Below are 10,668 nucleotides of genomic sequence, written 5' to 3' on the forward strand. Positions count from 1 at the left end.
ATCCACGGTTTGTTGCTCACGCCATCACGAACGGACGAATCGTCACATCGGTCACGCCCCACCAGCAACGATCAGCAAGATCGTGTTACGAGTTCTTAACGCCTCCATACAAATGAGGTTTTTCGGCAAAGCCAACTTCGAAAATGACGATACAGAAAGATCGAGGCGATCAAACCGGCAATAATCGTCAGATCCTCAATCCTGCCCTATCCATCAAATCGGCATTCGACTCGTACTCCTCCCATGGGCTGGCCAGAATAAGAGCAGTGACACCCGATGCAACATATCTGCCGAGATACTCGGCCACATCCTCGTACGTACCCACTAGAAACGGAGAATGGGATCCGCCTGCCAGGAACGCTCCAAGCCAGTAGACGTTGTCGTGCACTTCACTGTGAGAATGATCGGATAAGCCCTTTCGCCATACCGAGTCGGAGGCTCGGCCATTGAGTTTGACGTTCATGTATGCGACACGACTGGGAGGGAAGTACTGCTTGGCGGCGGACCACGCTTCCTCCCGGGTCTCTCTTGCGATCAAGCCGATCCTGATGCCTATCTCGGTCTTCCCCTGGAGTTTCGAGGCGAACTCCGCTGAGAACAGGTCTACCGGACTAGGGTTCGTGACTGCAACAGCTCGATGCCGGATACAGAGGTCCTTTGCGGAATCCGAAGAGCCCGCGATGAACACCTTTGGAGGCCGGACAGTCCCTTCCACCGTGTCGATCGCCCGAAGTTTACGGTAGCGGTAATTGGGCCCTTCGTGATCGATTGGGCCATCGGCCGACAGCAGACACCCGACGGCTTGGAGGTACTCATCCATGCGCTTGAAGCGTGCGTCATGATCAAGGGTGTCCCCAACCTGCCGCAGTTCACCTGGAGTCGATCCGGCGACCATGTTCAGGGCCACTCGGCGGCCATTCAGGAACGAGATAGAGGCAATCGTCTTGGCTAGCGCGAAGGGTGGCATGTAATACGGCTGGACGGCCACCATGGGAACGAAGGTCTGCGAGTTTTGAATTAGCAGCGACGACAGCTGCCACGGGTCAGGAACGCGGTGATTGAAGTGCACCAACGCCCCACTGAACCCGACCTTCTCACAGAGGGACGCCAAGCGCACGGAATTCTCCACGTAATTTTCCGCAGGGAACTCTCCCTGCATCGAACCGTACACATCGGTTATTTTGCTCATGATACCGGTCCTACCTCTGAGATGCCGGACCCTGGTCCTCCTGGGGGACCACTCGTTCCCTGATGTACGAGCGGACGGATCCGACCGTTGCGAACCGATCTACAGAGAAGTCCTCGTCCGAAATCGCGAAGCCCCACGCATCCTCGATCTCCGCCAGGAACGACACGAGATCGAGGGAGTCGAATTCGAGGTCGTCGATGAGATGGGACTCATCGGAGAACTCGACGGCCGCATGCCTTCCCTTGGCCGACGAGATAAAGTCGCCGATCATGTCGTATATTCTGGTATCAATCGACATTCTGCCTTGCCTCTCATTCTTCCCTCTTCGACGTGCACCTCATCGCCCGCAGCCAGCGGCAAGAGCGACGTGTGCACTGACAATCCTGCATGTGTCGGGATCAAGCGCACTCGGCACGATCCGGTTCGGCGAAAGACACTCGCCCGTTGCGCGGACGATCCCGTCCACGGCCGAGAGAAGCATGGCGTCGGTCATTCGCCTGGCCCGGGCGGAGAGCATCCCCTTGAAGATCCCGGGCACAGCGAGCAGATTCGTGATCCAGTTCTTCTCGTCTGACCGCCCGGATCCGTAGATCGCAGCCAGAGACCTGCCGACTTCCGGGCCGATCTCTGGGTCTGGATTGGCCAGTGAAAAGATTATAGGGTCTGACGACATGAGGGAAATCATTTCCATGGCTATCCTCCCCGACGACAGCCCGATTATTACCTCGGCGCCCACCAGAGCATCGGCCAGGCTTCCGACGATCTTCCTTGGATTTGTGCGGAGGCTGATTTCACGCTTCGGCTTGTTGAGATCCGTCCGTTCGCTGTGGACCACACCTCGGGTATCCACCACGGTGACGTCCGCGATTCCCGACTTGACCAGCAGGCATGCCGTCGAGATGCCAGCGGCGCCCGCCCCCACGACGACGACACGCAGCGAGGCAAAATCCCGGCCGAGTACCGCCGCTGCATTACGAAGAGCCGCTGCCACCGCCACCGCGGTGCCGTGCTGGTCATTGTGCATGACCGGGCAGTCCAGCCTCTGTTGCAGCAGTTGTTCCAGCGCGAAGCATCGCGGCGAGCTCACGTCCTCGATGCTCACGGCCCCGAAGGACGGCCGAAGCGCTGCCAGTGCGTCAGCGATCGATTCGATCCGCCTGTCAGAGAAGACCAGAGGTATCGCGTTGATGCCCGCGGTTGCCTTCAGATGTGCACATTTCGCTTCGAGCACCGGAAGTACCGCGCGAGGACCAAGGTCTCCCAGGCCCAGGACGGCCGATCCGTCGCTGATCACCGCTACCAGCCGACTCGTCCATGTGTAGTCCGCCGCCGCATCGTCGCCCTTCGCCACCTCGCGACTCGCTACCGCGAGCGCCGACGTCGACATGACGTCAAGTCCGTCCGACGAAAGAGGAACTATCCGGCTACTTATTTCGAGAAGCCCGTTCTCGAAAGTCCGCAGGACTTGCGACTCATGCGGCATCGCCATGATTTCCCCTTTAAAGTTCTTGCCCGGCACTCAGAAATCCAGCGCCATGTCAGATCGGACTGTCCCGATCACTGATCACGGAGCGGAACTTCCTATGCGGGATTTCTGCAATGTCCATCGGAACCACCCTGATATCCGAATCGAAGAAGGTGGGTTGCAGGTAGTGGACCAAACTGTCGGCGACTTCCGCACTCCAACGCTCACCCGGCTCGATCCACACCTCCAGAGTCCGCCCAATCTGATGGAACTGGTAACGGCCGATGGACCGTGGCCAACGGCTCAGACTTCTCCTGACACCGATGTCGAAGAACGTCTGGTAGACGGGTTCTCCCGCATCGCCTACTGCATACTCACTGATCCGGCCATCGACGCGTTCCACCTCGGAGCCACTCCGCCCGCACTCGCACTGGCCGAACGACAACGTGACCCGGTCGCCGAGGCAGTAGCGCAGCAGAGGCATCGTGCGAAAGTGCCGACTGGTGACCACGAGCCGGCCAGTTCCGGTGCTGGCGACGCCGCGATCGGTGAGCACCTCGACGTGCATGTTCTCGGTCAGGACATGGCGCCGGCCCCGAAAGCATTCATAGGAGATACACCAGGTCTCCTTGGAGCCGTAATGGTCTGCTAGCAGCGCGCTGGGGAATGCCGCGGCAATGTCGGCGCGATCCGTGGGCATCGTGATTTCGCTATTCAGCTCGATCAGTCTCAAACTCGACGGTCCGGATAGACCGTGTGAGAGCATCCACCTGCTGAACCGGCCGGCAACACTGGGCACGACCTGGAACCATACGGGCCGATGCTCTGTCATCGCGGCGTGGTACGCGGCGAAGGCGGAGTCCGAGAGGTCACGGACGCTGAGACTGAGTAGGTGATCGTCCGAGGAGACCCGGCCCCGCCCGTGATCGTCGCTGTAGAACCGGCAGGAGGGCAGCCGCGGATCCACCACCCCGTACCGCCTGCGAGCCCGCCAGAGCGGCATTGCGGTACGGCTGGCCTCGGAAGCCCGGAAGTAGCGGCGCAACGGCACACCCGTAGTGCCGCTCGTGGAATTGAAGAGCAGGTCGCGCACAGCGTATTCGTCGCTGATAAATTCCTCTTCGCGGCCAGCTACCGCCCGCTTCTCGAGCACCTCGAGCTCTGCGAACGCAACATCGGCACCCGAGTACCGGTGTCGATAGTACGGGACGTTTTCGACCGAGTATTTGACTAGCTCGTCAATCCATGTCATCTCTTCGAATCTCCACAATTCGCCACAGGAAGATCGGGGTTCGGCGTCCACCGCTCAGTTTCTCTTTATCTTGCCGGTGGCAGTGGTCTCCAACTCATCGACGAACACAACATCCCTGAGCCACTTGTGCGGGGCAAGTCGCTCCCGTACAGCCGAGATCACCTGCTGAGCATCGGGAGTTTCGCAGCCACTTCGCACGACATATGCGACGGGCTTCTGGCCGCGCCGCGGCACATCCTCGCCAACGACACGCACCGCCCCGACCCCTGAGAGCGCCATGATGACAGATTCGACTTCCTCTGCAGAGACCTTCTGGCCGCCCACGTCTATGAGGTTCTTTATCCGGCCGTGGACATACACGTATCCGTCGGCGTCGACCTTACCCAGATCGCCGGTCCGGATCAGATCCGGGCCCACCAGCACACTCGGATCGGCATTGTTCAGGTACCCGGTCATCGCGTACGGAGTCCGTACGTAGAGCTCGCCCCACGCACCCGCCTCGCTGCCCAGCGAGGCGGCATCGCTGCCGGCTCCCACCACCGCCGACACCTCCACGTCGGCGATGGGCAGACCGACACATCCCGGCCTCAACGGATCGCGGCTGGCCCGCCAGGTCGTGACCCGGGGGCCGCACTCGGTCATCCCCCAGGTCTGGATGACCTCGACCTGCGATAGCTCGGAGCCGACTCCGCCCAGGAAGTCGGTACTGCAAGCCGAACCACCCATAGTCAGCTGGCGAAGGGTCTTTATTCCGCTGAATGCTCTGACCGTGGCCGGGCCCAGGAGATGGGGAACCAGTGTCGTATTCGTGACACCGGCAACTCTCATGGCAGCCGCGAGATCTGCGGGCATCGCAGGCCTAGGCGCGAACGCGAGCCTGCCGCCGACCGCGAGGTGCGCGAGGATCTGACTCGTGTGGCAGTAGCCGAACGCTGGGGAGAGCACCAGCAGCGTGCAGTCGTCGCCGGTCAAGCCGACCGCATCGGCATGGGCAGTGGCATTCGCCACTAGCCGCTCCGCGATGTGCACGGCACGCTTCGGCAGGCCGCCGGTACCGCTTGTGGGGAGCAGCACACCTCCGGCGAGCGGGGTGCCGTCGAGTCCTGTGGGCGAGAATGCCTGCCTGACGGCGCGGCGGGTGACGAGCGTTCCGCTCTTCCGGGGAAGCAGGTGGTACCCGACGCCGGACTCAGAGATCTCACGCTCGATCTCGGCAGCACCCGCTCGAGGGTCGCAGGGCATGACATTGGCGCCGCAGATCAGCGCTGCGAAGTACGAGACCAGGTAGTCATTGTCGTGCGTCGACTCGACGACCACCAGGCTGCCTTGCTGGATACCCGCCGTACCGAGCCTCACGGCTTCTTCGGCCGACTCCTCCAGCAACTGCGGATATGTCAAGGCCCGGGTCGAGTCGCGCACAGCCCATCCCGTCGGCCTCGACCTCGCCGCCCGGCTCAGCAGTGCGACGATTGCGTTCGGTTCTCCGGGCGTGGCTTCGCCTCGCTGTCCACCCTGCACCATCATGCCTTCTCCTCCAGGTAGTCTGGGAGGCGTATCCCGTTTCCGATAACGGCGTCATGCACTCTTCTGCCCGCCGGCACTTGCGTGCCTGGGAGCACGACACTGGACTTGATCTCGGCACCGGCACCGATTTCGCTGGCGTCTCCGATCACCACAGGCCCGGTAAGACGGCAGCCCGGGCCTATCGTCACTCCTTCGCCGATGAGGACCGGCGGCTCAACTGACGAATCCTCAGCAATGGTGGCACTCCCCGGTGCAGCCCTGATGTCGCACCGCCCATGGGGGTCGGGAGGCGTGCCCAGGCGTCCGTGAAGTGCCATGATCGAACCCGCCAGGAACTGCTCCGGTGTGCCGAAATCGACGAATCTGTGCGGCGAGACATGGGCGAAGAGGCCACGGCACGACTCCTTGGCCGCCCTGCTCAGCACGTCACGACCGAGATCCACAGGATCGGGGCCTGCAGTCGCGTCGGACGCCTCGGGGACGAAGTCGAGAATCGACGGCTCCAGCACGACGGTCCCCGTTGCCGCAATGCGCCCTTTTGCTTTTTCTCCGGGCATGTGCTGGTATTCGCGGACGCGAGATGTCCCAGGATCGACGTCGAGTATATCGCCGGTGAACTCGGCTGATTTCCACGGGTGCCGCAGGCATCCGATGGTGGCATCGGCTTCGCAGGACCTGTGGTGCTCAAGCAGTCCGGCTATATCGAGCGTCGAGATGATATCGGCGTCGACGGCGACCAGGGTGCTGTCCCCCCAGTAATCCGTCAAGGCGCGCAGAGTCCCACCCGTGCCTTGTGGTTCCTTCTCGTGCAGATAGGTGATCTCCACCCCGAATCGCTCGCCGCTCCCCACCGAACTCCTGAACTGGTCGAAATGGCGCTCCTGCAGGTTGATCGCGATGTCGGTTATGCCAGCGTCCTTCAGCCGGAGGACCGCCCAGTGCAGTAGGGGGATGTTGAGGACTGGGAGGAGAGGCTTGGGGACGGTTTCGGTGAGAGGCCGTAGCCGTGAGCCGTGGCCCGCAGCGAAGATCAGGCCGCGCACGCCGTGCATGGCAAGGGCCTCCTACTCGTGCGTGATGGTCGCGAGCCGATTCATGGTGATGGCGCCCTGGTCGAGGGAGTAGCTGACAAGATCCAGCGCCGAGACTTTCACCCTGCCGTACTCCTTCTCCGACCGGGCGGCGACCAGTTCGCCGATCACCTGCTCAGGCACGACCGGCGCCTGGAAGACGGCCGCCGAGACATGGGCTGTGTCGCGGACGTTGCGGTAGTCGTTGCTCGCGAAGGCTCGCGGACCGTCGGCGAGCGCCCGGTCGTGCAGTCGGCGTCTCAGCTCGGTGAGCCCGTCGTTGGGGTACCCGCAGACGAAGATCCCTCCCTTTGAGCCGGCCAGGCCCACCAGTTCGATCTCAATCGGCGGGCAGCCGCGAAGAGCGCGGCGGATCTGATCCTCGTAATGGCTCACCTGCTCTCGTGGGACCTCGTCCTGATAGCCTTCGAGGCTTCGCACCGTACTGTGAAGGTTTTCGGGCGAGTAGACGAAATGATGCGGCGAAAGAGCCGTCGCGATCGGGCCCAGATCCTGGGCGATCCGACTTCTCGTCTCGTTCTCGATACCGACGACGAGACTAAGCCCCCACCGGGGATCGCCATGGCGCGGCAGGGTGTCCGCGGTGTAGGAGCCCGCGCGCAGCGCGGAGTCAGCCTCAGTCCACAGATTCCGGTACTTGACGGTCAGGTCCGACATGGTTCCTCGATTGCTCTGCTTGTAGTGCTTGGCCGTTGCTGATGCGACTACGACTCCCGGTGACGGTCGGTCGGCCGTTACCCTCTGGCTCCTGGGTGCGATGGTGCGGAAAAGCCGACGGCGGCAAGCGCGGAAATGACCTCTCCGTGGATCCGGCCATTGGTACTCACCAGGCTTCCCGCAAGGGGGTCGGTGTTTCCAAGTACATCGGTCGAGGTACCCCCGGCCTCCGCGACGACAAGTGCAGGCGCGACGACGTCCCAGAGCGATGTCCCGTAGGAGACCGCGGCATCGCTGACTCCCTCGGCCACCAAAATGTGGGCCCAGAAATTCCCCCAGCCCCACGCCGTGCGGAACTGGGCCGCCACTTCGCCGATGCCTGCTCGCAGCTCCAGTGGGTACTCGTGGACTCCTCCGAAGCAGAGACCTCCCGCTGCTGCCTCGTTGATCCCGGAGACGTAGAGGGGGCCGAGGTCGCTGTGGGCTCCGCGACCGCGCTCGGCCCACCAGCTGCGGCCCAGCGCGGGGGCGTCGATCGCCGCTACGGACTCTCCGTTCGAGCCAGACCAGGCCACAAGGGTTGCCCAGACGGGATGCCCTCGGCTGAAGTTCTCCGTGCCGTCGATCGGATCGATGATCCACACGTCGCTCAGCGCATCCGGCCCACCCCGTTCCTCGGCGATGATCGCGTCGTCGGGCGCGAGTAGGCGCAGCGTCGCTATCACCGCTTCCTCCGCTGCCAGGTCGGCGTCGGTCACGATGGAACCATCGGATTTCCACCACTGTGCGGTGTCGGGATCACGGTGGCAGCGCAGGGCGGCTGCTGCGCCGGCGGCGGAGGCTGCTCTGGCCACCTCGAGCCTGTTCATTGGCGATGTCCTCTTCGGTGCAGGGTGATGAAGGCGCTGAGGCACTCGGTTGTCGCCCTGGTACGCCTGTCCAGCGCCTCGGGAGTGAATCGGCTGGTCCGCGTCCGGCGGGCGGCACCGAGATGGCTGTCACTATGCGCCCACGAGTGCTCGATACGGACCTGTCTGGCTGGAGAGCTCCTGTGGACTGCCGTACTGGACGACCTTCCCTGCTTCCAGTACGACGACCTGGTCGGCACTCTCGATGACGCTCAGCCGATGCGCGATCACCACAAGGGTGATGCCCAGGTGGCGAAGTCGTTCGAAGATCTCTGTCTCCAGCACTGGGTCAAGGGCACTGGTCGCCTCGTCGAGGATGAGGAGTCGCGGACGCCTCACCAGGGCCCGGGCCAGGATGATCCGTTGGCGCTGGCCTCCGGATATTCCAGCACCGCCGGACGCCAGCAGGGTGTCATAGCCCATCGGCATGCGTGCCACATCGTCATGTATTCCGGCCAGCCGCGCGGCCTCTGTCACCTCTGCCTCCGACACCTCGGACCCGCCCAAGGCGATGTTCTCCCGGATCGTGCCGGAGAACAGGCGCGAATCCTGGTTGACGAACGCGATGGATCTCCGGTATGCGATAGTGTCCATCACAGACAACTCATGTCCGCCCACGAGGATCTGACCGATGGTCGGATTGTGCAGCCCTGCCAACAGCAGCGCACACGACGATTTGCCTGAGCCCGACGCGCCCAGCACGGTGGTGAAACTTCCCCGCGGCACACGGAAGGAGACGCCACTGAGCACCTCAGCTCTGCCCGTCTGGTAAGCGAAGAACACGTCGCGCACCTCAAGCTCGCCACGCACCGCTATGGACCGAGCCGAGCTTCTCTTCTCCGGAGTAGCCTCAATAATGTCGCTGAGCCTCGCCAACTCGGGTGCCAGCCCGGAGACTTGCAGCCCCACCTGGACGAGGTTGGCGAGCGGCCCCAGTAGTCCCATGGCGAGCACACTGAAGCCGAGCACATCACCGAGCGAGAGGATGCCAGCCGAGGCCCGGAGGGAGCCTACTGCCAGGATGACCAGCGGAGCCGCCAGCTGCAGGGCCGAACTGAGTGTGGAGGACAGGGTCAAGAGGCGGCGGCTGCGCAGCCGGGTGTTGAGCTCTTCGGCGAGGCTGTGGCTCCACCGGTGGCTGGCCGCTTCCTCGACACCGGCCGCCTTGAGTGTTGCCATGCCCTCCAGGATCTCGGCGAGTTCCGACTCTGCCCTGGCCCGCGCCTCCAGGGCGTCAGCACTCGCGTACTCCTGCTTGCGCCAAGCGACGACCAGCAGCCCCACCTGGAACATCGCCATCGCGATCACCAGCAAGGCCAACGTGTGATCCGCGAGCACCAGCAGAGTCATGTAGACGAGGATGAGTATCCCGTCGAAGGCAGTGGAAAATGCCGAGACAGAGAGCACCTGGCGAATGGCGGAGCCGGTCCTCACCCGCTGCAGGAGGTCTCCGGGGCTGCGGTTGGTGAAGAAGTCGTACGGCAGCGCGAACAGGCGGTTGAGGATGCTCAGCGTGACGTTTTCGTCGACCGCCGTCTGGATGGTGAGCATCGACAGCGAGCGGATGAGTTGCAGCGCGAAGTACGCAGTGGCCAGAACGGGTATCCCGAGCCACAGGTAGCCCGCCCCGGTGAACTGGCGCCCGGGGACCACGGAATCCACCACATACCTCGTGGCTAGCGGCATCCCCAGGTTGAACAGGAGGAGCAGGAGGGAGCAGACGATGAAGGGCAACCAGCGCAGACCGTGAGGAAAGAAGTGGCGGAGGTAGAGCCAGGGGTTCTTGTCCGATCGACGTGCCGTTCGTCGGCCGCTCCTGTCGTGTGCCGTATCCAGACCCGGTGTGATCTGCAGGGCCACGCCGGTAAAGGACTCGCCAGCAGCAGCCAGCGTGATCCGACGTCGCCCGAAGGCCGGGTCGACGATATACGCCCAGCCCCCGCTGACCCGCTCCAGAACTACGAAGTGAGTGAAGTCCCAGAAGAGGATGGTGGCCGGCGGCAGGTCCTGCAGCCCGTGGAGTCCGACCCGGACACCGCGGGCGTTGAAGCCGTACTCACGGGCAGCTTCGAGGATCTGACGGGCGGACACACCATCACGGCCCGTCCCGGTGGCCTGCCGCAAGTCCTGCAGCGGCACGTCGACATTGTGGAACGCCAGCACCATGCCAAGAGCGGCAGCACCGCAGTCGCTTGTCTGCGCCTGCAGGCGCACGGGCACCCGACGTACCCGCCCCAGCTGCCACCACGGCCCGGCTGCACCCTTGAAGCGGTGGTCCTTAGGCGCCCGGGACGGTCCGGCGGCACTGGCTGGCCCGACGGGCGGTCCGTACTCACGCGATGCACCGCGAGCGGACAGTGCCTGGCTGCGGAACCTGGGTCGGTTACCCGAGCCCTGGCCGCACTGCTGCTGGCTTCCGGGCGATCCGCCGGCACTCACCGCAGGCCCCCCTCGGTATTGGCCGACGCCCAGTCCGACTGCCCACGCAGGGACGGGGCGGGCCCCACCAGGCCGGTGAGAAGAATGTGCCTGTGATACACCATCTGCATGGCTTCCGTTTTCATGTTCCGTACATAGAACTC

Annotated in this window: 9 protein-coding genes; all 9 read right to left on the minus strand. The window is 63.4% G+C overall.

Translation table 11 applies throughout. The annotated features are described in order from the left end of the window. Positions 1-187 precede the first annotated feature (187 nt). Positions 188-1,189: an LLM class flavin-dependent oxidoreductase gene (locus ACFC1R_RS25600; protein ID WP_375942359.1), complete on the minus strand. Its 1,002-nt coding sequence runs from the start codon at positions 1,187-1,189 to the stop codon at positions 188-190. A gap of 10 nt (positions 1,190-1,199) precedes the next feature. Next, complete coding sequence (locus ACFC1R_RS25605) at positions 1,200-1,460, minus strand: phosphopantetheine-binding protein (protein WP_375942360.1); 261 nt, start codon at positions 1,458-1,460, stop codon at positions 1,200-1,202. A gap of 66 nt (positions 1,461-1,526) precedes the next feature. Continuing rightward, entirely contained in the window at positions 1,527-2,708 is a 1,182-nt protein-coding gene (locus tag ACFC1R_RS25610) for an NADP-dependent malic enzyme (protein WP_375942362.1), read from the minus strand. Positions 2,709-2,727: 19 nt separating this feature from the next. Beyond that, positions 2,728-3,906, minus strand: a complete 1,179-nt coding sequence (locus tag ACFC1R_RS25615) for a hypothetical protein (RefSeq protein WP_375942364.1) — start codon at positions 3,904-3,906, stop codon at positions 2,728-2,730. Between the two features lie 54 nt (positions 3,907-3,960). Next, entirely contained in the window at positions 3,961-5,430 is a 1,470-nt protein-coding gene (locus ACFC1R_RS25620) for a class I adenylate-forming enzyme family protein (RefSeq protein ID WP_375942366.1), read from the minus strand. Then, positions 5,427-6,482, minus strand: coding sequence for a sugar phosphate nucleotidyltransferase (locus ACFC1R_RS25625; protein ID WP_375942368.1), 1,056 nt, complete (start codon positions 6,480-6,482; stop codon positions 5,427-5,429). The genes ACFC1R_RS25620 and ACFC1R_RS25625 overlap by 4 nt, the downstream gene beginning before the upstream one ends. Before the next feature lie 12 nt (positions 6,483-6,494). Next, on the minus strand, positions 6,495-7,178 hold the full coding sequence (locus ACFC1R_RS25630) for a 2'-5' RNA ligase family protein (protein WP_375942370.1): 684 nt from the start codon (positions 7,176-7,178) through the stop codon (positions 6,495-6,497). A 77-nt stretch (positions 7,179-7,255) separates the two neighbouring features. Further along, positions 7,256-8,047: an inositol monophosphatase family protein gene (locus ACFC1R_RS25635; RefSeq protein ID WP_375942372.1), complete on the minus strand. Its 792-nt coding sequence runs from the start codon at positions 8,045-8,047 to the stop codon at positions 7,256-7,258. Between the two features lie 132 nt (positions 8,048-8,179). After that, entirely contained in the window at positions 8,180-10,525 is a 2,346-nt protein-coding gene (locus tag ACFC1R_RS25640) for a peptidase domain-containing ABC transporter (protein ID WP_375942374.1), read from the minus strand. Between the last annotated feature and the right edge of the window lie 143 nt (positions 10,526-10,668).

This window comes from Kitasatospora sp. NPDC056138 (genome assembly GCF_042264695.1).
Lineage (GTDB): Bacteria > Actinomycetota > Actinomycetes > Streptomycetales > Streptomycetaceae > Kitasatospora.